This is a genomic window from Prevotella sp. P4-98, from assembly GCF_002251405.1.
In the GTDB taxonomy this organism is placed as follows: domain Bacteria; phylum Bacteroidota; class Bacteroidia; order Bacteroidales; family Bacteroidaceae; genus Prevotella.
The window spans coordinates 15,746-40,877 of record NZ_NPJC01000051.1; the positions used below are offsets into that span (position 1 = coordinate 15,746).

The window sequence follows — 25,132 nt, forward strand, 5'->3', positions numbered from 1 at the left end:
CTATCAAAATCAATTGACGATGGAAAACAAGCTCTATGGTCACTACAATGACCAACAACGTGAGTATGTCATCACAGACCCTAAGACCCCGTTTCCTTGGATAAACTATCTGGGCAACGAAGACTTCTTCTCACTCATCTCTAACACAGCAGGTGGATACAGTTTCTACAAAGACGCTAAGTTCCGCCGCATCACACGTTACCGCTACAACGGCGTACCAATGGACAACGGAGGACGCTACTTCTACATCAAGGATGGCGATACCGTGTGGAACCCAGGATGGAAGCCTTGCAAAACACCACTCGACTTCTACGAGTGCCGGCACGGTATGAACTACACACGCATTACTGGTGCAAAGAACGGTATAGAAGCCAGCGTACTATTCTTCGTTCCATTAAAGACATGGGCTGAAGTACAGCGCGTAACCTTGAAGAATACCACCAACGAAACTAAGCGTATCAAGCTCTTCTCGTTTGCTGAATGGTGTCTGTGGAATGCGGCTACCGACATGGAGAATTTCCAACGCAACTGGTCAACAGGTGAAGTGGAGATTGACGGTAGCGTTATCTACCATAAAACAGAATACAAAGAGCGCCGCAACCACTATGCATACTATGCTGTGGCTAATTCTAAAATCGACGGATATGACACAGACCGTGAGTCGTTCATCGGACTATACAACGAATTTTCAAACCCACAATGTGTCATGGCAGGCAAGCCAAGCAACAGCCTGGCACACGGATGGAGCCCTATTGCCTCACACTATATCGAGGTTGAACTGAAACCGGGTGAGACCAAAGACTATATCTTCATCCTCGGCTATGTAGAAAACGAACAAGACGAAAAGTTCTGCAAGGAAGATATCGAGCGCAAGAAAAAAGGTGAACTCATTTCTTCACAGGATAGCGACGTGACACTCGTCAACAAAACCAAAGCCAAGGCTACCATCGAGCGCTTCGCTACCGTAGAGGCTGTAGAGGCTGCTTTTGCTGAATTGCGCACCATGTGGGACGAACTACTCGATAAGTATGTAGTGAAGAGCGACGACGAGAACTTGAACAGAATGGTCAACATCTGGAACCAGTACCAATGTATGATTACCTTCAACTTCTCACGTTCTGCGTCATTCTTCGAAAGCGGCGTAGGACGTGGAATGGGATTCCGCGATTCCAACCAAGATCTTGTTGGCTTTGTTCATCAAGTACCAAGTCGTGCACGCCAGCGCATTATCGATATTGCATCAACACAATTCCCCGACGGAGGATGCTACCACCAATACCAACCACTCACCAAGCGCGGCAACAACGACATCGGTGGCGGTTTCAACGACGACCCCATGTGGCTCATCTTCGGTACAGTTGCTTATATCAAAGAGACGGGCGATTTCTCAATTCTCGACGAAATGGTACCTTGGGACAACGAGCCTGGAACAGAAGTCACACTATTTGAGCACCTGAAAATATCATTCAACCACGTAGTCAACAACCTCGGTCCTCACGCTCTACCACTCATCGGACGTGCAGATTGGAACGACTGTCTCAACCTGAACTGTTTCTCATGGGATCCCAACGAGAGTTTCCAAACTACCGAAAACAAGACAGAAGGTTCAAAGGCAGAATCCCTCATGATTGCCGGCCTCTTTGTACTCTGCGGCAGACAGTATGTAGAACTCTGCAAACAGATTGGCAAGCCAGAAGAAGCAGATCGTGCACTCGGACATATTAATAATATGGTGAAGGCCGTAAAGGAACACGGATGGGATGGCGAATGGTATCTGCGTGCATACGACTTCTATGGCAACAAGATTGGTTCTAACGAAAACGAGGAAGGAAAGATATTTATCGAGTCACAAGGATTCTGCACCATGGCAGGCATCGGACTTGAAGAAGGCATGTGCGACAAAGCAATCGACTCCTGCAAGAAATATCTCGACTGCGAACACGGTATGGTGCTCAACAATCCCGCATACACCACCTATCATGTGGAAATGGGTGAGATTTCTTCATACCCCGCAGGATATAAAGAGAATGCAGGTATCTTCTGTCACAACAACCCATGGGTTATCATCGGAGAAACTGTTGCAGGACGCGGTAACGATGCATGGGAACTCTTCCGCAAGATTTGTCCTATGTACATCAAAGACCAAGACCTCCACAAGGTTGAACCATACGTCAACTGTCAGATGGTGGCAGGTAAAGATGCTGCTAAACCCGGTGAAGGAAAGAACTCATGGTTGACCGGTACTGCCGCATGGATGTGGTACACAGTCAGTCAGTTCCTATTGGGTATCAAGCCTACATACGATGGTATTGAAATCGATCCTTGTCTCCCATCAGACATGAAGGAATATAGCATCAAACGTATTCTACGCGGAGCCGAATTTGACATCGTAGTCAAAAACCCACGCGGAAGCGAGAAGGGTGTGAAACAGATTACCGTTGATGGTCAACCCATCGAAGGAAACGTCATCCCCTGCACAGCAGGTAAGCACGCTGTAGTTGTGGAAATGGTATAATACACAACAATCAATAGACCACGGTATCCAATTCAAATAGAGCATCGTAATTGGCAGTCAAGCTATCCCAACAGTTGCTCGATACAATGGTCAATCTAACTTAAGAGCCAGTCTGAACAACATCAGACTGGCTCTTTCTTCAGCATATAGTCAACTGGAATTCCGATTATTTACCTAGTTCTAACCAATTGGCAAGCATAGCATGCCCATCGGGAGTCAGCACACTCTCTGGATGAAACTGAATGCCGCGAATGTCATACTGCCTATGGCGAAGTGCCATAATCTGACCGTCATCGCTCTCGGCAGTTATTTCTAAGCAATCAGGAAAATTCTCACGATCAACCACCCATGAATGATAACGTCCAACTTCTATGCGACGAGGCAATCCGCGGAATATCGGATCATCTGCCACAATACTGCAAGGAGTGGCGATTCCATGATACACTTCCGAAAGATTGGCCAACTTACCACCAAACACTTCGCCAATAGCCTGATGACCCAGACACACACCAAGTATAGGTTTGCGACCAGCATAATGACGAATAACTGCCAGCAACAAACCTGCCTCAGAGGGAACACCCGGTCCGGGACTGAGGATAATCTTATCGTATTGTTCCAGTTGTTCCAATTGAAACTGGTCGTTACGTACTACGCTGACTGTTGCTCCCAACTCCTTCAACAGATGAGACAGATTGTAGGTAAACGAGTCGTAGTTGTCAATAATCACTATATTCATAATTCTTCTGCCATTCGGATGGCCTTGACAAGGGCACCCAGTTTATTATTACATTCTTCTAACTCATAGTTGTCATTACTCTTGGCAACCACACCACTTCCAGCCTGGAACCACAGTTCGCCATTGCGACTGATAAAGGTTCGGATGACAATAGCTTGGTTTAAGTCGCCATTGAGCGATATACTACCTATACATCCGCCATAGGCTCCACGATTATGGGGCTCCAGTTCGCTTATAATCTGCATGGCACGTACCTTAGGCGCACCACTCAATGTACCCGCAGGAAAAGTATCGATAAAGGTACGGATGGTATTAGCTCCCTCGTCAAGCGTACCGCTAACACGGCTGACAAGATGAATGACATGACTGTAGAACTGCATATCCTTATAGAAATCAACTTTGACATCATGACAGTTGCGGCTCAGATCATTACGTGCCAGATCAACCAACATGACATGTTCGGCATTCTCCTTTGGGTCGTTACGTAGAAACTCGGCATTCTTCCGATCCTGTTCTGTATTGCCTGTACGACGGGTTGTGCCAGCAATAGGATCGATATAAGCCTTATTGCCCACGATGCGGTTATGGGTTTCGGGTGAGGAACCGAAGATACGAAACCCACCGAAATCAAAGTAGAACAAATAGGGCGAAGGATTGATGCTACGCAAAGCGCGATACAGTTTGAAGTCATCACCCTCATAGCGCTGTACAAAACGGCGACTGACTACTATCTGAAACACATCTCCACGCATACAATGTTCCACACATCGACGGATGTTAGCCTTATGTTCCTCATCGGTCAACGTAGATGTTGTATCACCAACAGGATGAAAATCATAGGCTTTGACCGACGCCTTGTTGATGGCGCGCAGCAACATATCCATCTCAGATGTATCATCAGGTCGTTCGCCAAGTGTGACAAGCGTCATGGTATTGTTAAAATGGTCGAACACAATAACATCGCGGAAGAGCACATAATAGATATCTGGGGCATCATTTTTCTCCATCGTTGTGTCACGCACAGCAATATTCTCAAAATAGCGCACAGCGTTAAACGACGTAAAGCCATAGAGTCCACAGTATTCCTGTCCTTCTCCACAAACGTGAAACGAATGTATAAAACGGTCAATGGCATCGGCGATAGCCAGTTTGCAACGGTCTCCATCATCGGTTCGTGGTAGCGTTTTCTGTTGGTTGGTACCATCGGGATATTTACAGGTCACCACTCCATGTCCTATAGCAATACTTGCCAAAGGATGAACACCAATAAACGAACGCGCATTGTCATTACCATGATAGTCAGAGCTCTCCATCAGCGCCGACTGTGGATAGAGGTCTCGCAAGCGCATATAGACCCCAACGGGTGTATGCAGGTCGGCCAGAATATGCCGACAATAGGTTGTATAGTTAAAAGTTTCCATATTCTTTAGCCATTGATTTGTTACTGAGATAGGTTTCCACATCCTTATCACCGCGTCCGCTGACGGTCAGCACCACCACATCATCGGGTTTGAACAAATGTTTCATTTTGGCAAGTGCCGCAACAGCATGAGCACTCTCGATAGCAGGAATAATACCCTCCATACGAGTCAGTTCATAACCGGCATAGATGGCCTCATCATCATTGACAGCCAAAATATGGCTTCTGCCACGCGTTGCTAAATCTGCATGCATCGGTCCAATACCAGGGTAGTCCAGTCCGGCACTAATGGTAAAGGCCTCTTTAATCTGTCCACCATCGGTCTGCATCACCAAAGTTCGTGCGCCATGTATGATTCCCTCGGTACCACAGTGCATTGTGGCGGCAGTATAGTCGGTATCAATACCATGTCCGGCGGCCTCAGCCAGATAGATTTGCACGCGGTCGTCATCAATATAATGGTAGATAGTACCTGCGGCATTTGAACCACCTCCCACACAAGCAATAAGATAGTCAGGATAGTCACGACCAACCTTTTCTTCCAATTGTACTTTGAGTTCCTCACTGATAACACTCTGCAAACGGGCAACGATATCAGGATAAGGATGTGGTCCCATCGTGCTACCTACTATATAGAAGGTATCTTGCGGATGACAACACCAGTCGCGAATAGCTTCTGAACAAGCATCACTCAATGTCATATTGCCAGTACGTACAGGATGTACTTTGGCGCCCAGCATGCGCATACGTTCCACATTAGTATGTTGACGCTCTACGTCAGTTGCTCCCATGAATATCTCACACTCCATATTCATCAGGGCACATACCGTTGCCGTTGCCACGCCATGCTGTCCAGCACCGGTTTCAGCAATAATGCGCGTCTTCCCCATACGCTTAGCCATCAGAATTTGTCCCACGGTATTATTAATCTTATGTGCACCAGTATGGTTCAAATCCTCACGTTTCAGATAGAGTTGGCAACCATATCGTTCGCTCATGCGCTTAGCATAGTACAGAGGTGACGGACGTCCTACGTAATCACGCAACAGCGCATAGTATTCGCGGCGAAAGTCCTCACTTTCCAGAATAGGGCGATAAGCCTGCTGCAAATCAGTTACACATTTATATAAGATTTCGGGAACGTAGGCTCCGCCAAACTTTCCGAAGAATCCTTTCTCGTCAACTTGATATTTCATATTGTATAGATGTTATAGTATGGATAATGGTCTGTTTTATTTTTGAAGAGCTTCATAGAGTGCATCGAGTGCTTGATTGGCATTACCAGTTTCTCTGAGTAGCGTCACAAACTTGCTACCGATAATAGCTCCTGCTGCATTCTGTTGCGCACTCTCTAAGGTCTGTTTGTTGCTGATGCCAAACCCTATCATGCGCGGATTGCGCAAATGCATATTATTGATGCGGTTGAAATAGGCAAGTTTAGCCTCATCGAAACTGTTTTGCGCACCAGTAATGGCAGCCGAACTGACCATATAAATAAAACCGTCAGTATGTTCATCGATGAATCGGATGCGCTCTTCACTGGTTTCAGGTGTAATCATCATGATAACTCGAATGTCATAACGGTCGGCAATAGGTTTGACCACATTCAGATAATCATCGAAAGGCAGATCAGGAATGATGGTTCCACTGATACCGCTTTCAGCACAACGACTGAAATAGGTTTCATATCCCATATGCATAACGGGATTCAGATAACCCATCAATACCAGTGGTATTGTGACTTCATCCTTGATGGCAGCCAACTGGCGCAACAGCAGATCGAGTGTCATGCCGTTTTTCAATGCTACAGTACCAGCACTCTGAATGACAGGACCATCTGCCAATGGGTCACTAAAGGGCATACCCACTTCTATCATATCGATGCCACGACGCTGCATGGTCTTGATGACATCTGCTGTATTGTCAATATCTGGACAGCCTGCACAGAAATACAACGATAGCAGTTTGCGCCGACTGGCATTTTGGAAAAGTTGATTTATCTTGTTCATTGTTTTTTATTCTTGTCGATGTTGTCGGAGTACCAACTCCTTATTTATTATTAATGTATATCACAATATTTCGCGAACAGTTTGCAGATATTGCTTGAGTAGCGCCACATCTTTATGACCAGGTGCTACTTCAAAACAACTGTTGAGATCGATACCACACCATCGTGGATGTTGGAAGCGGAGTAGCTCTTCGGTGTTGTGCATGCCAAGTCCGCCACTCAATAGGAAAGGTGTAGTTCCCTTGTAATGACGCAACACCTCCCAGTCAAAACATTTTCCACTACCTCCATAATCTGGAGTCTTTGTATCGAATACGAAGTAATCTACAATTCCATCGTATGCGCCACATTGTTTCAAGTCGTTGACAGATGCCACACTGACAGCCTTGAGTAGCAATTCCACCCCATTCGTTTTCAGCCGACGACAAAATTCCGGTGTCTCTTGACCATGAAGTTGCACGCCATTGAGGTTGTAATCATTGATACATTGCAGAATATGCATTACCGAATCATTAACAAATACGCCAATACGCTCCACACCGGCATCCGCCTCACAACGTGATACAGGACGACTGACGCAACGGGGAGATTTCTGATAGAAGATGAATCCCATCATATGAATACCCAACTGGGCTACTTGACGGATATTATCGGCATCGCGCATACCACATACTTTAACGATCATCGTGCCAAATCTTTGATAAACGCATCAAGAGCAAGTCCTGGATGTTCTTGTTTCATAAACTGTTCACCCATTAGAAATCCGCGATAGCCGGCAAGTCGAAGGCTATTGACCGTTTCGGGATTGGAGAGTCCACTTTCGCTGACCTTGCATCCTTCTTTTGGTAAACGGCTTGCCATGTGAAAACTGTTTTCCACATCAGTCACAAAACTTCCCAGATTACGATTGTTGATACCGTAAAGATCAGGAGCGAGGTCGGCATAATCGAGGTCGCGCTCACCATGCATCTCCAACAACACTTCCATTCCTAAATTGTGAGCTTCACGACACAGTTGACTGCAAGTATCATGGTCGATGGCTGCAGCTATTAGCAATACGGCAGAAGCTCCACAGCGACGAGCTTGTAACAACTGGTATTCGTCAATCACAAAATTCTTGTAAAGCACAGGGATAGTTACCCCACTCTGTCTCGCATCAACAATAAACGAGTCGTTACCGCCAAAATAAGTCTCATCGGTCAAGATACTCAAAGCGGCAGCACCATGCTGTTGATACGAGAGGGGAACCTCTGTTGCCAGTGCCGACTGGTGTATCCAACCTTTAGATGGTGAACGACGCTTGAACTCGGCAATAATGCCCGAAGTAGAATCTATAAGCGCTTTACGCATACTGCCACCCTCTGCCTGCTGTCCTTTGCTTTCCATCAGCCGATCGACCTCAGTAGCAAGTTTCCTTAATGGCATAATTTGGCGGTTGCGCTCATTCTCAATTCGCTTATGGGCGATGATCTCTTCCAGAATATCCATAGCATCAATTGCGGTTGAGTTCCACAAACTTACGGAATGTAGCAAGAGCTTTTCCACTGTCAATACTCTCACGGGCAATATCTATACATTCCTCAATGCTCTTACTACCCTTTTCCATGACTTGAATACCAAAGGCAGCATTGGCAAGTACAATATTCTTTTGTGCGGGCAAAGCACGGTTTTCAAGTACAGCATCGAATATTTCCTTCGCCTCTTCCTCTGTGGCACCACCTTTAAGTTCTTCCGGACTTGCAACAGCAAAGCCAAGATCTTCAGGCCGGAACACCCGTTCATAGTCGTTGGTAGTCACTTTAAAGTCGCCAGTCAGTGATATTTCATCGTAACCATCAATACTATTGACGATACCATAGTCGATTCCAATTTTCTGATATACCTGACGGTAGAGTCGCATCTGGTCGAGATTGGCAACACCGAGCAACTGACACTTGGGCTGACTGGGATTGACCAACGGACCTAATAGGTTGAATACTGTAGGAAACTGCAATGCCTTGCGGATAGGACCGACAAATTTCATGGCCATGGCAAAGAGTTGGGCGTGTAGATATACGACACCAGCCTCGTTGATGCTTCGGTTGAGTTTATCGATATCATCGGTAAAATCCACACCATGGTTTCTGATAACATTCGATGCGCCGCTTACCGATGTGGATGCAAAGTTACCATGTTTTGCCACCTTATAGCCAGCACCGGCAATAACGAAGCACGAAGTCGTTGAAATATTAAACGTATTTTTGCGGTCACCACCAGTTCCCACCACATCAATATATCTGTCGCAATCGAGGATAGCAGGTACACCCGTTGCTAAAATACCGTCACGAAATCCCAGCAATTCATCCACTGTCACGCCACGCATTTGCAGTGCAGTGAGCAGTGCGATAATCTGTTCTTCAGGAAATTCGCTTTGTGTGATTCCCACAATGATGTTCTTCGTTTCTTCACGAGTCAGCGCCTCGTGATTCAACATTCTGTTCAAAATGTCTTTCATTTCCATGATGTTATTCTCCTTTTATTATTCATTTTATGTTTGTTATCTATAAAGAAAAGAGGCCCATCGTAAGAACGACAGGCCTCTTGTTTATTCTTTAAGTATCCACACGGCTGTTCGACTCACGATTCTTTCAATCTTGAGTTGCGCCACCACCATGCTGTAGATACAAATATTGTCATTGTCTTTTTTTGTTTGAATGATTATTCGGGTACAAAAGTAATCATTTTCTTTTAATCTGCAAATAAATCGCCAGAAAAAACTACATAACGCACATAAAAAGTACAAATCTCCTACAATTTGTTTTTTGTCATCACCTTACCATGATATCCTGAATATCTACATACCCCCTCATGCGTTCTTCGAGTTTATCTTTGAGATTGTCTTTCGGCTGAAGTCCCAGCTTTCTGCGGATATTAGCACGTTGGGTATTGATATTCGACTCCGTTTTATTGAGTAGCGAGCAAAGATCGCTGAGTTTTCTGTCACGCAGAATAAGCTGTACTATACGTCGCTCAGAAGGTGTCAGTTCGGGGAAAGCCTTCTCAATGCGCTGGCTAACTGAAGCCTCAGCACGTATGAATCGCGTCACATTGGCAATTATATGTCGCTGCGTTGTTTCATCAAACTGTGCCAACAGCAACCGTGTTTGGTCTTCCGTGTATTCAGCCCTTGCCAGTCTGATATACGATTTCACTTGTTTCTTATTGAGTCGCAAGATGTGCAGTAATTCCGCTTCATCGTGTTTCATCATCGTGTTTTCCTTCTGCAGTCGTTCCGCATTGCTGGAAATATGCACACCAAGTACTCCTGTATAGAGCAAAGTCAGCACCACGATAGCCAGACTCTGTATCATCATCGGATCGTTGGTAAATAGTGCACACAATACATACGCCAATATCGATACACCTATATTAATAAGTGAAAACATGGTCTGATACGTAGCAAGTGAGAAAGTGATATTTCCCAATAGCACTATCATTTGTATAAGGATAACCACATGCATGTGTTGCATATCTGGCACAATAGCTCCATAGATAGCATTTGTAGTCATCACCACCAGTGTGGTGAGTGTCATGAGCCTTACTACTGTATTGACACGAAACCATTGCAGTGCATATCCAACAAACCAGATCCAAGTAAGAGCCAACAATGTTCCATTGCTATACTTAAAAAATTCACTTGTAGGACCAGTCAGTTCCATCAGATTGGCAACCAATCCAATGGAAAGTAGGAACGTGTACCAGCAGGTAATCAGCTGGCGTTGTGTGTCAAGATAGTTTTTCTCCCTATGGAAGAATTTCTTGGCCATTTGAACGAACGGTTCAAAATCCGCTCTGAATGACATATCGTCGTTACTATACATAATGGTCTGGGGTGGGTTGGTAATTACTACATTGATATCGTTGACAAAATTACGAAAAAAGTTTGAGATTGACCGTTTTTTAGGTAAAAATTTGATAATTTATTGTGTTTTTGACTATATTTAAGGTACTGTAAATTTGTATATTGCAGTATATTACTATAATTTTGCAATCGTCAACAGGATGGATGCGCCGGGATAGAAGTTCCCATAACGAATCAATCAACCCGACTCATAAACACTACATGAATGACTATTTTGAAGATTTTACACCATGAAGCACTGATCTTTCTGTTAGTTACCGGTGCATTCACTTGATGACCTTCGTTGTTCGTATTCTCACCAAGCGTGGTATAGCACAAAAGCGAAGTATAAAAACACAAAAGGATATTATTATAGTTCTGTTTCTTACAGATGTGAATCTGCTACCCACAGAACCGAAAGGAGAAGTAAAGAGTGAGTGACTTCTCCATTTCGAAATTGCAACAGACAGCGATATTCATTAGTCCTTTTTTTATTCAAGAAAGAGCGACAGCCCAGCGGGGTCGTCGCTCTTTCCTATTTTTGTATTCATCATCATTAATCAGAATATCGGCTCAGACAGAATAATCCTCATCAAACAGATTCATCCCACTACACTTCATTTGGCAATGGGAATATTATTTATTGTATTTCCAAAGCAATCCTTTCACCAGTTTGCCATACTCCTTGATGACATCGTCGGGCCAAGGACCGGTGGCAGTAGCACGTGGCAAGAGCATTGAGCAACTCTCGTTTTTGTCGCTGATAGACCAGCATACCCAACTGATGCCAAGTCTTTCACACATCTGAATCCATTGTTCTTCACTCACAGGGTCAATCTTTCCATCACCACTGGCTTCAGTAGCACCACTTTCAGAGATAAACACGGGGATTCCTTTCTTTACAGCCTCTTCTGTTCGCTCACGCAGATAGTCGCCGTGTGTGGCTGCATAGAAATGTACGGTGTACATGATATTATTGAAACCCTGCAATGGACTCTCAACCACCAAATGGATATCCTGATCCCAGTGTGGGCAACCTACGAGGACAATATTATCAGGGTCATACTTTCTGATTTCGAAAATCACCTCAGTAGCATACTTCTTCAGGTCAGCCCATGTATCTTCCACAGGTTCGTTATATATCTCGTAGATGACGTGCGGATACTTGCCGTAGCGCTGCGCCATACGACCGAAGAAGTCTTTAGCCTCAGCAGTTTTGAGGTTATGGCTGTGCCAGTCGATGATGACATAGACATTATTCTTGATAGCCGACTCAATGACCGGTGTCATGCACTGCATAGCGAAATCTGGATTCTCCAAGTAATTGTCTTCTATCAGTATTCCCATAGCGGCACGAATGACCGAAGCATTCCAATCCGTCTTGAGGGTCTTCACTACCTGTTTGTTATAGAATCGTGGCCAGAGATTATGCCATCCCAGACTGACGCCACGCAGGATAACAGGGTTTCCTTGTTGGTCACAGAGTTGTGCACCTTTCACTTGCAACTGTCCATACTGTTTTACGGGGTCTGCAGCCTTAACTGTTGCAGCTGCCATAAGCATAACGACAGCAAGAAAAAGCGTTTTCAATGCTGCCGGAAAGTGTTCATTCATCATTAGTTTTCTGTTTTGTTATTGTTAGGAGAAATTGGTTCAGAACAAAGAGATGGTGTAGAGATAGACCACAGCCGCAGGAATAGCCAAGAGCGAAGAGTCGAAGCGGTCGAGCATTCCTCCATGTCCTGGCAGTATATTGCCACTGTCCTTGATGCCCATGGTGCGTTTAAACAGGCTCTCCACCAAATCGCCCCAGGTACCAAACACCACAACGACGAGTCCTAATCCGAGCCATTCCCATGTGGCCAGCATCGACGTCATGCCCAACAACTGCCCGTTATCTACATAATTAGCAATGACCCATGCCACAGCCAATACTACGACACATCCACCGATACTTCCTTCCCATGATTTTCCTGGCGATACTCTTGGGAAGAGTTTGTGACGTCCAAGTAGCGAACCCACGCAGTAGGCACCCGTGTCGTTCATCCACAAGAAGACAAATACCGACAGTGGCAGTATGGGATTAAACATCACGATTCCCTCTGGTGTTGCATTAAATGCCAACACATTAAGCAGTGAGAACGGCAGTGCAATATACATCTGTGAGAACATCGTATATGCCCAGTCGTTGATTGGATCAGTTTGTTTCAGATAGAGTTCTGCAACGATAAGATAGATGACCGTCACCAGATAAGGGATAAACACCACCGATTTTGCCATTCCTCCATAGACATCGCTACAGAAGAAAGTCATGGCAAGGAAGAAATACACACCAGCCACAGTAGTGATGAAGCGATTGATGGCCACCCCTTCGCGCTGATTTACCAGTCCTCCAAACTCCCATATAGTGAGTCCGGTGATGAATGCGAAGAGCAGCACCATAGCTTCAGGGCGCAGAAAACTTGCCACAACGGCAGCCACAAATAATATACCGGTAATGGCTCTTACTATAAAGTTTTTCATTGATTTTCTTCTTTGTTTTGATTATCCGTATCGTTGTCATCCACTGGTGTGGCATTATTCTCTTGTTGTGCTTTCAGTGCAGCCTCAGCCTCCAGTCGCTTGCCACGTTCCTCTGCCATGCGCTCTGCTTCCGCACGTTGCTGAGCCTCAAGCAATTCTTCCGCACGACTGGTCCATGGGCGCTTGCCGAATATTTTCTCCACATCCTCTGCGAATATCACCTCACGCTCTATCAGTAGCTGAGCCAATTGAGCATGTCCTTCCTTATGTTCGCTGAGAATCTGCTTGGCACGGTCATATTGTTCGTTGATCATCTTCAGCACCTCATCGTCCATCACCTTAGCGGTCGTTTCAGAGTAAGGACGCTGGAACTGGTATTCGCTATTGTTGTAATAGCAGATATTGGGCAATTTGTCACCCATACCGGCATAGGCAATCATGCCATAAGCCTGTTTGGTAGTGCGTTCCAGATCGTTCATCGCTCCAGTAGAGATATGTCCGATGAAGAGTTCCTCTGCCGCGCGTCCGCCCAACAGTGAGCACATCTCATCGAGCATAGCCTCCTTGGTTTGGATTACGCGCTCTTCGGGCAGATACCATGCAGCGCCCAGTGCTCCGCCACGTGGCACGATGCTCACTTTGACGAGTGGGTTAGCATGTTCTGTAAACCATGATATGGTAGCGTGACCCGCTTCGTGTATAGCGATCGAGCGTTTTTCCTCGTTGGTCATGATTTTGGTTTTCTTTTCCAATCCTCCGATGATGCGGTCAACCGCATCAAGGAAATCCTGCTTGCCCACTCTATGGCTATTGTGGCGCGCTGCAATCAGGGCAGCTTCGTTGCACACATTAGCAATGTCAGCGCCAGAGAATCCTGGAGTCTGACGTGCCAAGAAGTCCACATCTACAGTATCGTCGAGTTTCAATGGTCTGAGGTGTACCATAAACACCTCCTTGCGTTCGTTCAAATCGGGAAGATCCACATGAATCTGTCTATCGAAGCGTCCTGCACGCAGCAGTGCCGAGTCGAGCATATCCGCACGGTTGGTGGCTGCCAGCGTAATAATTCCGCTGTTGGTACCAAATCCGTCCATCTCCGTGAGCAGCGCATTGAGCGTATTCTCACGTTCATCGTTTCCACCCATTGATGGATTTTTCGAGCGGGCACGTCCCACGGCGTCAATCTCGTCGATGAAGATGATGCAAGGAGCCTTTTGCTTAGCTTGTTGGAAGAGGTCGCGCACACGACTGGCCCCCACACCCACAAACATCTCTACGAAGTCACTTCCACTCATAGAGAAGAACGGCACGCCAGCTTCGCCCGCCACGGCTTTGGCAAGCAACGTCTTACCCGTTCCTGGAGGGCCTACGAGCAGTGCGCCCTTGGGTATTTTTCCTCCCAGTTCAGTATATTTCTGTGGGTTTTTGAGGAAATCCACAATCTCTTGCATTTCCTGTTTTGCCCCGGCTTGACCAGCCACATCTTTAAAGGTAATGTTCAGTTCACCGCCCTTTTCATACATCTGAGCCTTTGACTTTCCTACATTGAATATTCCTCCGCTTCCTCCTTTGCCACCGCTCATACGGCGCATGATGAATATCCAAATAGCCACAATAATCACCAATGGCAAGACATTGATGAATATAGTATGAAGCAGTGCACTGTCCTGTTCATTGTCGTATGAGAAGTCGCCACTGAATTTCTTCTGTGCCCGCGCCTGCTCCACAAAGCGTTCCACTTGTTCCACAGAACCGATTTCCACTTCCACAGTAGGGTTCTGTCCCACTTGTTTCACACCACCGTTGAAAACATCTCTCAGGTGTTCCTTTTTAGGATACATGTGAAGTACATCCTTGTTTTTATTGACCACAATCTTCTGGGCATATCCTTTCATCACCATAGTCTGAAACTGGGTGTATGTTCGTTTTATGTTGACGCTGGATGAAGAGCCACCCTGTGTGAACATTGCGATGGCAATGCCAATGATGACAAGTCCATAAAGCCAGCTCATATTGAAGCGTGGCATATTCATGTTAGGTTCTTTCTTTTGATTATCGTTCATACCTTATATATAATATATGGCCCGCCGCATGGGGGCCGTCATTGTTTCAATGTCAGTCTAAGTCGGGAAGGTGTTTCACGTCAGCATCGTCCCAGAGATGTTCCAAATCGTAGTACTCTCTCACGTCCGGCAGAAACACGTGCACCATGACATCGGCAAAGTCGATAGCCACCCACTGTGCCGCTTCCGTTCCAGCCACCGCAATAGGTTTCTCTGCGAGTTCCTTTCTGACGGTTTCCGCCACCGAGTCAGCAATAGCATCCACCTGTGTAGGTGATGCACCTTGGCATATTACGAAATATTTGCAGATGGTGCCTTCAATGTGTTGCAAGTCAGCCACCACGATGTCTTTACCTTTTTTCTCTTGTATTCCTTTTATTATAGTTTCTACGAGTTGTGTCGATTGTTCCATTTTTATTCTATTTGAATTGCAAAGATAAGTTTATTTCTTGATAATAGTGCTTATTATGCTGTTTTTTTGCAGTTTTTTAGAAAAAAATCGCGTTTTTTTTTGTTGTTTCAAAAAAAAGCCGTACCTTTGCATCCGCAATTAAGGCATTGGGGTATGGTGTAATGGTAACACTGCAGATTCTGGTCCTGCCTTTCCTGGTTCGAATCCGGGTACCCCAACACAGTGAGAGTGTTGCAAACTACGATGGTTTGCGGCACTTATTTTTTTGCTTTTTCCTTAGTAAAATATGTTTCTGCCGATGAGTTTCATGTAGTCTGACCGTTACTTCATCAGAACTACATTCCTTTTCAGTTCGCCGCATCTCCCCTCTTTCTCCCATTCCGACCGTAATTTATTGGGACTTACTGCGGACTCACTTGGGACTTACTACGGAAGCACCACAGCCATGAGTCGATGAAACACACAGTGCCACAGCAGCGCAATTAGTATAGCAATGTAATAAAATAGTACCATGACTACATTTCCCGCTCCATTACAGTTTTACAGTTTTACAGTTTTCAAAAACGATTTTTTGGTCTAATTGAGTCGTTTTTCATGGTTCCCAACCCGTAAAACCGCTATAAAACCATCGTTTTTGCTTTTCAAAAACTGTAAAACTGTAAAACTGTAATAGAGTAATGAATGCAGAACGTATTACGCAAGTAAACATATTTCCATAATACATTACAAAGACGGAGTCATAAACTAAATACCAGAATGATCTTATGATAAAAATACGCTGAAACCTGCAGAATAGCTTAAAATAAACAGTTTTGTAATCTTCTCACCTCTAATAGAGGTACACAATTAAGTGGATTAACGAAAATCATATCTATTTACAAGTTGGATATTTCTTTATTCCAATTCAACCATTATAAGTTCTTTATGTGCATTTTCTCGCTTTCAAAATGTTAAAAATGAGCTATAAGATACATTTAAGTCCAAAATGTTTCTTGTTTATGAAACATAATATCTATCTTTGCAGCAAATTGAGAATGTATGGCACAAAACATCTTCCGTCTTGTCTTAACTGACGAGGCACAAAACTTTATTGAAAGTTTACCCGAAGCAGTATCTTACAAGATCTACTAAAACATCAAGCGTGTTGCAGGTGGAGAACGCAACAAGGAACTTTTCAAAAAGTTGGAAAACTCGGAAATATGGGAATTTCGTACATTGTACAACAAAACTGCTTATCGTTTATTTGCTTTTTGGGACAAAGAAAAAGAAACATTGGTAATTGCCACTCACGGAATCATCAAGAAAACCCAAAAAACGCCAAGCAAGGAAATTGCGAAAGCAGAAGCTATTAGAAAAGAATATTTTAAAAACAAATGATTATGGCACAGATGAATCTTACTCCATTGGACGATGTGCTTGACAAGCACTTTGGAAAAGTTGGCACTCCGAAACGTGACGCTTTTGAAAGTGACGTGGACGAAGCTTTACATGCTTGCCGTTTGGGAGAAGCCATCAAGAAAGCTCGTATAGAGCAGAACTTGACCCAAGAACAACTGGGTGAACGTATTGGTGTGAAAAGAGCACAAATCTCTCGATTAGAAAAAGGTTACAGCATAACTATACCTACTATGAGAAGAGTATTTAAGGCTCTTGGTGTAGTAACTGCAACCGTTGATTTAGGTACTGCAGGAAAAGTGGCTTTATGGTAAAGAATACCTAAAAAGGACTGCGTTGCCTATTGGCAATCGCAGTCCCAACCACTTTTAATAATTGTTTCTGTCCTGTTATTCAAGTTTCCGCTTATTTCTATCAGCCAGAAGTTTTAGTATCAGGACAATACAGATACCCACTAAAACGAAGTATCCTAAAAAAACACAGAAAATGATTGCAGAAGTATTCAATGCTCTAACTATTTATATCTGTTTATTATTTCGCAATCACAATAGACACACGGTTTTTGTCGTTTTCAGCAAACGGCTGCACACGTGCGCCCTTTGAATCAGAAGTGATACGGGCTTTGGCAATACCATACTGTTCGGTCAGCACTTTAACAACAGCATTGGCACGCTGAGCAGCGAGACGGTCGTTGATGGTATTGTTTCCAGTTCCTGCATCAGCATATCCAGTAACGGTCACCTTTGCTTCAGGATAAGAGTTGAGGAAATCAACCACTTCCTTGATTTTATCCTGTTCAGCCTTGGCAACAACTTTTGAATTGATGACAAAGAATACGTCGCGACGTATTTCTTCCACCTTCTTCACCTCTACGGTTTCAGCTTTAGGCTGTTCTACAGGAGCCACTGTCTGGGGAGCGGGTTCCACAACTTGCTGTGGCTGAGTTTCAATCACCTGAGGTTTCTGGCGTTTAGTATAGCTTTTGCCCAAATTGATGCGCACTCCTGCCAGTGCATTAAAGTACCAGTCGGCATTTCCAGCCTTCTTTGAGTTATACTTATCGCTGATGATATTGGCGTTACCCTCTACCATAAAGCTCAGTGTATTGTTGATGCGAATAGCCACATCCACACCTGCACGACCGAAAGGACGCACCTTTTTACCTTGCCAGAGATACTCCAGATTGTAGTCATCCACGTTTTTGAGCGTAGCAGCAATATTGTTGACCTCTCCATTGCCACCTGCCCAGTTGATGCCTCCACCGAGGAAAGCACTCACGTTCAGTGTGCGCATAGGATTCCAACCGCAGAAGAGGTTAGAGAGATTGACCATCACATCGAGTCCCGGAGCCACATATTTATATTTATAAGTAGCGTTGTAGGGTTTGTCTCCCACCTTTGCGCGGAAGCCAGCCCATCCGCCGCGGCTCCACAGACCGTTGGCTTGTGCGCGCACTCCAACTACTGGCGAGAACTGATATCCGATAGCTCCTTGGAAGTTTGGCGACAGGAGATCACCGAATTTAGCTTCTCCCAGGGTGTATTGTCCACCAGCCTGAACATCGAGGAACCAATGTTTCTTAAACTGATATTCGTTTCCGTCACGATCAGTATAAGTAGTTTGTGCATGGGCAGTAGCCATGCCGGTAGCCATCAGTGCAGCGGCTAATAATGTTTTAACAGGTTTCATTGTTTCTTCTTTTTTACTTGTGTGAATTTGTTGATTTCAGTTTTTTGAGGTTTTTCTCCCTCATTTCCTGCTGATAGGTATTTGTCATCGAGTCGCGCTTATCGCCGTCAATGACCGTATGGTCGCCCGAATGAGAATCCATCATACAGAGTTTCCATGCGCCCATATAATCTACAGGTTTGAAATAGAACACCGTTTTGATCACATCAGGACCTTCAGTCTTATCGGTGAGGAAGGCCGTGCACTTCACCTCGTTGAGGTAAGTCTGATTAAACTTGATGTAGTCGATATGGTGGCTCTTGATCTTCAAGCTCTTCAGCATGCCAATCATGCGGTTGAGCTGTTGGTTGTCGAGTGGCTCTGGTTCGAGATAGACCGAATCCGGATTGTTGTATGCCTTATGAATCATGGCAGCCGCATCGGTGTAGCCACCGTGTTCAGCATATCCAAAGAATTGATCTACGAGTTGCACCACAGCCGCAGAGTCGGCATTGGTCAGAGCCAGTTCAAAACCGGTTTCCTTTGGTTCGGGTTTGTTTTGTTTGCATCCGACAGCCATCAACACAACGAGTGCGACAGCCATCGTGAGGACTTGACCTTTATTGAATATATGTTTCATATTATCTTGATTTTACATTGTAAATGAACCCAAATCGGTCATTAGACCGAAAAGGTGTATCATGTATATTAACCTAATGACCAATTTGAGTTTAAAAAAGGCAGGCACGTGCTGTCTCAGCCATGCCTGCCCTCCCTCTTGATTTATATGAAAAAGTATTTAACTGTTACTTTCTTACAGTTCTTGCAACTTGTGATTCCTTGACTGTAACAACAACCTTAGTATCCAATACGCCCCATTCGTAAGTAATCTTAGCAGGGATAGTAATGTGGAAGGTACCAACGGTCAGACCGTTGTTGTTGTAAGTCAGCTTACCATATTGGTTAGCTACGATATAACCGTCAGCGCTAAGAGCAGGTGCAGTGTAGGTCAGTTCAATCTTACTGGTAACTTCACTCAACTTCTTCTCCACACCATTCAAGTCGGTAGTTGCATTTCCAATATTCAACTCAATACCAGAAACCTTATAGTAATTGAAGTAGTCGGTAGAAGGGAATGCACGATTAGGATCGGTAAAGTCGTAGCCGTTCCAGTTCTTGAAGGTCAGCTTAACATCAGATGTTGTAGCAACAGCGTCGGTAAATTCAGCAGTTGCGCTCTCAACAGAGATAGGACGGATGAACTTCACGTTAAATGCGCTGTTGTTGATCTTGATGCCAGCACCCCAGCAGAGGCTTGACTTAACAGCAACACGTGCGGTGAGGACCTTATCAATATTCTTAGGACTCCATCTATTAAGCTTTTCGAGTGTTTTGGCATCCTTAGACAGTGTAACAATACCATCAGATGTCATAGTGGCAATCTTATAGGTTTCATCTCTGTCACCATAAAGAGTCAGACCATCAGCACTTGCATAGAAACCGTTATCAGTATCAGTAACGAAGGTGAACTGAGCGTTTGCAGCTACAGTGCTGTTCAGCTTGTCGTATGGAGCAGCCATCTGGTCAACAGTAATCTTGTTGCCAAGGAGGTTATTCTTGATATCGAACTTGAATTCGTCGTTAGAAGTTGGTTTACCCATCTGCTCTACGTTACCGTGGATTTCATCGTATCCAGAACCTGCAGTCAAGTTATTGGCAGCGTACCAAGCCTTCTGGATCTTGTTCTGATTACCGAAGTTAGCAACAGGATTGATGTTGATAGCAGAAGGAGTCCAAGTGAACTTCACATAGATGTACTTGTTAGGAGCAGTCTTACCAGACTTCAAGGTGTAGCGAACGTATGTGCTAATAGAAGTTGGCTTCTTACCAGTAGCGTCAGCAGTGTTGAAGTGTGTGTAAGCCTCATTTCCAGACATTGTCCACTGGAGAACCTGAGTCATAGTACCGTTAACGTCAGCGGTAGTAACGATAACTTTACCAATCTTAGGACTGATAGCGTTAGCATTGATTGTATTCTTGTCGAACTGGGTCAAGTCAGTTGCAGGACCATCGAGCTGGTAAGTATCCTCGAATTCAACCTTAGACATGTTAACCTGTTTGTCAGCAAGAATCTTGTTCTCGATTTCATACCAAGTCACCTTCTTGTTGAGGGCGGGGTTAGCATCGTCACAGTTCAGAGTGAATGCAGTGTTGTCAGCGAAGTCCTTAGTGATTTGAGTTGGATCAGCAGTAGTTACGTTTTCTGCAATCTTAATCTTCATGTAGGCAACAGCAGCAATCTTGTTGTGAACGGTATCATTCAGGATAACACGTACCAGAGGTTCGCGACCGATGATGGCACGAGTCTGAGCAGCACCGTAAGCCTGTTGCTTACCGTTATCGTCAACAGCCTGAGGACGCAGGGTATAACCGTCAGCAGCAATAGCAGCGTGAGCACTCTGTGAAGTCTCGTTAACACCAGTGTGGTAACCTACGAGTTCGAAGCTATATTTGAAACCAGCTTCCTTCACTTTCTCTTCAGTAGCGTTCGTAGTTTCAACAGTTACAGGGTTGTACTTAACAGTCCATGAAGTGCGAATCAAAGAACGAAGGTCGATACCCTTATCATTGTCGTACTTAACTTCTGCAACAGGAGTTACAAGGTCCTTAGTTGATTTGTCGCTGGTAATTGCAGTGTTTGCATCTGTAAACAACCATGCCTGCCAGTCGGTAAATGCTGACTGAGCGCTAAGAATATGTACGTTGCTGTAATCTGAAGTAGTAAGTGTTGCGAAGTCAGAAGTTACAGTAGCATCGTCCTTAGTATATTGCAGAGCAACGAGAGTCATCTCGCGATCTTCAGTCCAAGTGTATTCCAACTGCTTGATAGCCTCACCATCATACTTTGCAGTTACGTTCAGCTTACCATCTTTGTTCTCTACCTTCTTCACAGTAAAGATAGAAGTAGCAGCTGCACGAGTAAAGTCTGTATATTTAGCGCTGCTCATGAGGAACTTATAGTCCTTAGCTTCCTCAGTAACGTCAGCGTTAGAGGGGTTCAGGAAATAAGAAGCCTTCATATCAGGAGCGAAGTAGAGGGGAGACTCTACAGTCACACCGTCAGCAAGCAGAGCGTTGAAAGGAGCGTCGGTAGCGAAGTCGCCATCAGCATCAACTTTCTTCACACCCAGAGGCTGATAAGTATAGGTTGCGAGATCAATAGCCTCAACACCATCAACATAGTGAGATGGGTTGAATACCATTGCGCGGAGTACTGAGTTCAGGTTCAATACGATCTTACCATCAACTGCGTCTTTCACACCTACGAGAGTCAGCACGCCCTTCTCCCAAGTTGCGGTGATAGCGTTTTCTGCAGTTGCAGTGTAAGGAATGTTGGTAGATTCGAGCTTTTTGCCATCCTGGTAGATGTCGAAGCAACCAGTCTCAGGATTGGGAACGTAGTATTTTCCATTCTCACCGTTCTCACCGGCAGCACCGTTTTCACCGTTATTTCCGTTTTCACCATCCTTACCATTTTCACCACGTGCTGGGAATTTAGAGTCAACGTAACCGTTACCTTCGTCGTACCACCAGTTACCATTGTCACCAATCTTCCAAGACTTACCGTTCTGACCGTCTTTACCGTTAGAAATAGTGTAGTTTTTAGTTTGACCGTTCTGATTCAGAGTAATGGTCATTCCGTTTTCAGTAGGAGTTACTGAGGTGAGGATTGCACCATTGTTGATTTGCGTCTGAATGTTCTTGATGGTCTCCGACAATTTGTCAATCTGCTCCTGCAGATTGCTAATGTCATCATCGTAGTCCTTACAAGACGTAACAGTGCCAACGGTTGCAACGGTCATCGCACCCATCAGCAATACGCTAAAATACTTTTTGTTCATACGATTAAAAAAAATTAATTAAACAATTATATAAATGCTACATTTCTTACAAAACCCCATTATCTCCTGTGCGGAGATTAGAAATTATCCCATCTGTCAACAAAAAGTATTGTTATTGGCATATTTTTTTGAGCAGACTGATATACTCGTCAATTTGGTGTTGACGTGATGATAGGCAGTTAAGTGTGGGTTATCATCCTGATACCAATCTGCACGGTTTTATGGCAGAAGGGGGTTATTAGCCGTTATTCTCTACTGCGGCTATTAGTTTTTCGTTGGCACGGTCAATGACGTCGGCATCAATACTCTTCAGATAAATCTGAGTGGTCTTTTCTGAGTGATGACCAAGACTGTCGCTGATCACACTGACAGGGATGTCCATACCGCGGGCAATGGTTGCCCAGGAGTGGCGAGCAACATACATGGTGAGTGGTTTGGATAGTCCCAAACGCATTGATAAGCGCTTTAAGTGATAGTTGACTTTACTTTGTTGCTGTTGGTATTGGCGGCGCAACTTGAGTGTTGCGTCATTGTTGAGCATTCCCAAGAGGTGATCGCCATCGAGTGAGGGGTGACGATCCACAATGGTTTGCATCTCTGGACGCCATGCCACTTGCAGTTCCTGCCCCGTCTTGCTCCTTTTATAAATAAGGTGTCCGTTGCGGATGTCACATCTCCGTAGATTGGCAATATCCACAAACGACATGCCACGGGTATAGAAACTGAACAGAAACAGGTCGCGTGCCAAGGCTTCGTCAGCATTGGTGGTGCGATATCCTGCCACCAGAGTAATGGTCTCAACATCTACCGCACGCTTAGGAGTGCGTGGGTATCCGGTGAATACTCGGTCGAAGGGTCGTTTGTCAGTAATTGACAGCTGTCTCACCGCTTTGTTGTAGATGGCTCGCAACACGCGCATGTAGAACGACACGGTGTTGAGCGTAAGTCCAGCCTGCTTCAAGTGGCTTTCAAATGCTTCTACTTCTTGACTGCCAATGGCATCAAGGGCAATATCGTGCCCACCACGAAATTGCAAGAAGCGATTCATAGCGCATGCGTAGGTTTCGCGTATGCGCTCTTTGTTGTTGGTTCGTAACTGTTCCACAAGTGTTTCGACAAACTCTGAAAGTGTCGTTGCCACAGTGGATAAACATGCTGGCACATAGTCAGTATGGGTCACGAGGTAGTCGGCTTGAGCCTTGTCCAGCGTGATGGATAGTTTACCTAGTGTCGCACTACCTTTCATAATTCCTTTCGGCAATTCAATTTTAATTATCATCTTGAATGTGTTTTTGTTTGCACAAAAGCAATAAGGTTTGCAATACGTAGCATTACCTCAACGTCGCTATTATAGATATTATTGTGTGCAAAAACACAAAAAAATTGATTTTATATGCTTAGCGCATAATAATACATAATAATTGATAAAAGACATTAAAGTTGAATAATTTTATGTTTTTCTAAAAAAAAAAGATAAAAACATTTGTTGTTTTCAATTATTATTTCTACATTTGCACTCGAAATCTAATCTCCGCACAGGAGACACAAAGTGCTTCGTATGAGGCACTTTTCTGTGTCTTCTTTGCATTTTAACCTATAATTCGTTTTTACAAGGTTTTTTCAGCATATTTTTAAACGTTCTTTTATTACATTCTGATTTTTCGCTTTATACCGTTTTAATGCATCAATAAATTGTACACCTATTTATATTAATATCCAACAATAATAGTACATTGGTGCAGGCGACGTATCGTTTTCACCTATTTATATTGTGTAAAAGCACAGAATAGGTCTGTAAGCATCGGTTCGCCACGCGTACTTTCCCACCCCCATCATTACGTTTGACCGTGCGCTCAGTTATTTCAGTTTTCAATAAATTTCGAACACTCGAACACCAATACATCCTAACTCACAGTAGTTCACGGTTTTGAGTGGTGTTCGAAACCTTAAGATTTCAAACACCCTTCGAACACCACTCCGACCACGTGAACCGCCAGCTATCCTCAACAGGAGACTCTGATTGAGCATACATATCGAAGTATAAGTAGGGAGGCTTGAGTTTATCAGACTTTTCTCAAGCCTTGATAATATTATTATCAAACGTTAGATAACACCATTATCAAACGTTAGATAACACCTTTATCAAACGTTGGATAACACCTTTATCAAACGTTGGATAACACCTTTTTCAAACGTTGAAAAGACCTTTTTCAAACGTTAGACAATACTCTTGCCATACATTAGACAATACCTTTGCCATACATTAGACAATAGTCTTGCTAAACGTTATCAAAAGACTGTCGACCCGTTTTATTTCTGGCTGATTTCTGAGTGGCAATTGTTATTTTGACGGATAGATCTGAGTTTTCGCAATATGTTTTCGAAATTGTGTGGTCGATGTGTGGTCGATGTTTCATGCATCGACCACACCATAAAATACTAACCAACAATACGTTGCACACCTCTGTGGTCGTGTGGTCGAAATTTCTTAAAAACTAAAACAACTGTAGCGAAAGCGATGCTGCCATTCGCCCACAACATCCCATCATCGCAACTGATGGCAACAGGTGTTCGATGGATGTTCGAACAGCCCCAGAATTTGAGCATCGA

Annotated in this window: 18 protein-coding genes, 1 tRNA gene and 1 pseudogene; 4 read left to right on the plus strand and 16 right to left on the minus strand. The window is 44.4% G+C overall.

Annotated features, from left to right (window positions below; genetic code table 11):
• Window positions 1-19: 19 nt before the first annotated feature.
• Window positions 20-2,515 carry a GH36-type glycosyl hydrolase domain-containing protein gene (locus CIK96_RS07270; protein WP_094390515.1) on the plus strand — a complete coding sequence of 832 codons (2,496 nt, stop codon included), beginning with the start codon at window positions 20-22 and terminating at the stop codon, window positions 2,513-2,515.
• 166 nt (window positions 2,516-2,681) lie between these two features.
• Here the strand turns inward: CIK96_RS07270 and CIK96_RS07275 are convergent, their stop codons facing one another.
• The 12 genes from CIK96_RS07275 to rsfS all read right to left on the minus strand — a co-directional run bounded on the left by CIK96_RS07275 (window position 2,682) and on the right by rsfS (window position 15,557).
• Window positions 2,682-3,251 (minus strand): aminodeoxychorismate/anthranilate synthase component II, encoded by a 570-nt coding sequence (locus tag CIK96_RS07275; RefSeq protein ID WP_094390516.1) that lies wholly within the window; start codon window positions 3,249-3,251, stop codon window positions 2,682-2,684.
• Window positions 3,248-4,672, minus strand: coding sequence for an anthranilate synthase component I family protein (locus tag CIK96_RS07280; RefSeq protein ID WP_094390517.1), 1,425 nt, complete (start codon window positions 4,670-4,672; stop codon window positions 3,248-3,250). Before CIK96_RS07280 ends, CIK96_RS07275 begins: the two co-directional genes overlap by 4 nt.
• On the minus strand, window positions 4,659-5,867 hold the full coding sequence (gene trpB / locus CIK96_RS07285; RefSeq protein ID WP_094440174.1) for a tryptophan synthase subunit beta: 1,209 nt from the start codon (window positions 5,865-5,867) through the stop codon (window positions 4,659-4,661). Before trpB ends, CIK96_RS07280 begins: the two co-directional genes overlap by 14 nt.
• Before the next feature lie 36 nt (window positions 5,868-5,903).
• Window positions 5,904-6,680, minus strand: a complete 777-nt coding sequence (trpA, locus tag CIK96_RS07290; RefSeq protein ID WP_094440175.1) for a tryptophan synthase subunit alpha — start codon at window positions 6,678-6,680, stop codon at window positions 5,904-5,906.
• A gap of 60 nt (window positions 6,681-6,740) precedes the next feature.
• On the minus strand, window positions 6,741-7,364 hold the full coding sequence (locus tag CIK96_RS07295) for a phosphoribosylanthranilate isomerase (protein ID WP_094434192.1): 624 nt from the start codon (window positions 7,362-7,364) through the stop codon (window positions 6,741-6,743).
• Complete coding sequence (locus tag CIK96_RS07300; protein ID WP_094390521.1) at window positions 7,361-8,167, minus strand: indole-3-glycerol phosphate synthase TrpC; 807 nt, start codon at window positions 8,165-8,167, stop codon at window positions 7,361-7,363. The genes CIK96_RS07295 and CIK96_RS07300 overlap by 4 nt, the downstream gene beginning before the upstream one ends.
• A 4-nt stretch (window positions 8,168-8,171) precedes the next feature.
• A complete protein-coding gene (gene trpD / locus CIK96_RS07305) occupies window positions 8,172-9,179 on the minus strand; it encodes an anthranilate phosphoribosyltransferase (protein WP_173815640.1) in 1,008 nt (335 codons plus the stop codon).
• A gap of 307 nt (window positions 9,180-9,486) precedes the next feature.
• Window positions 9,487-10,539 carry a hypothetical protein gene (locus CIK96_RS07310; RefSeq protein WP_144007363.1) on the minus strand — a complete coding sequence of 351 codons (1,053 nt, stop codon included), beginning with the start codon at window positions 10,537-10,539 and terminating at the stop codon, window positions 9,487-9,489.
• Window positions 10,540-11,195: 656 nt separating this feature from the next.
• A complete protein-coding gene (locus tag CIK96_RS07315) occupies window positions 11,196-12,149 on the minus strand; it encodes a glycoside hydrolase family 5 protein (RefSeq protein WP_094440267.1) in 954 nt (317 codons plus the stop codon).
• Between the two features lie 63 nt (window positions 12,150-12,212).
• Window positions 12,213-13,082 (minus strand): phosphatidate cytidylyltransferase, encoded by an 870-nt coding sequence (locus CIK96_RS07320; RefSeq protein WP_094440176.1) that lies wholly within the window; start codon window positions 13,080-13,082, stop codon window positions 12,213-12,215.
• Window positions 13,079-15,145 carry an ATP-dependent zinc metalloprotease FtsH gene (gene ftsH / locus CIK96_RS07325; protein WP_094440177.1) on the minus strand — a complete coding sequence of 689 codons (2,067 nt, stop codon included), beginning with the start codon at window positions 15,143-15,145 and terminating at the stop codon, window positions 13,079-13,081. The genes CIK96_RS07320 and ftsH overlap by 4 nt, the downstream gene beginning before the upstream one ends.
• A gap of 52 nt (window positions 15,146-15,197) precedes the next feature.
• Window positions 15,198-15,557 carry a ribosome silencing factor gene (gene rsfS / locus CIK96_RS07330; protein ID WP_094390525.1) on the minus strand — a complete coding sequence of 120 codons (360 nt, stop codon included), beginning with the start codon at window positions 15,555-15,557 and terminating at the stop codon, window positions 15,198-15,200.
• Window positions 15,558-15,704: 147 nt separating this feature from the next.
• Between rsfS and CIK96_RS07335 the strand changes: the two genes are divergently transcribed.
• The 3 genes and pseudogenes from CIK96_RS07335 to CIK96_RS07345 all read left to right on the plus strand — a co-directional run bounded on the left by CIK96_RS07335 (window position 15,705) and on the right by CIK96_RS07345 (window position 17,266).
• Window positions 15,705-15,775: transfer RNA gene (locus CIK96_RS07335), tRNA-Gln, on the plus strand.
• Window positions 15,776-16,595: 820 nt separating this feature from the next.
• Window positions 16,596-16,934 (plus strand): annotated as a pseudogene (locus CIK96_RS07340) (type II toxin-antitoxin system RelE/ParE family toxin).
• Between the two features lie 2 nt (window positions 16,935-16,936).
• The gene (locus CIK96_RS07345) at window positions 16,937-17,266 is read left to right on the plus strand and encodes a helix-turn-helix transcriptional regulator (protein WP_094434324.1); all 330 of its coding nucleotides are present in this window, start codon (window positions 16,937-16,939) and stop codon (window positions 17,264-17,266) included.
• Between the two features lie 217 nt (window positions 17,267-17,483).
• On the opposite strand, the gene CIK96_RS07350 is transcribed toward CIK96_RS07345, so the two are convergent.
• The 4 genes from CIK96_RS07350 to CIK96_RS07365 all read right to left on the minus strand — a co-directional run bounded on the left by CIK96_RS07350 (window position 17,484) and on the right by CIK96_RS07365 (window position 23,801).
• On the minus strand, window positions 17,484-18,641 hold the full coding sequence (locus CIK96_RS07350; protein WP_094440178.1) for an OmpA family protein: 1,158 nt from the start codon (window positions 18,639-18,641) through the stop codon (window positions 17,484-17,486).
• 13 nt (window positions 18,642-18,654) lie between these two features.
• Window positions 18,655-19,260 (minus strand): hypothetical protein, encoded by a 606-nt coding sequence (locus tag CIK96_RS07355; RefSeq protein ID WP_094440179.1) that lies wholly within the window; start codon window positions 19,258-19,260, stop codon window positions 18,655-18,657.
• A 166-nt stretch (window positions 19,261-19,426) separates the two neighbouring features.
• Entirely contained in the window at window positions 19,427-22,522 is a 3,096-nt protein-coding gene (locus tag CIK96_RS07360) for a hypothetical protein (RefSeq protein WP_094440180.1), read from the minus strand.
• A gap of 238 nt (window positions 22,523-22,760) precedes the next feature.
• Window positions 22,761-23,801, minus strand: coding sequence for a site-specific integrase (locus CIK96_RS07365; protein ID WP_094440181.1), 1,041 nt, complete (start codon window positions 23,799-23,801; stop codon window positions 22,761-22,763).
• Window positions 23,802-25,132 lie beyond the last annotated feature (1,331 nt).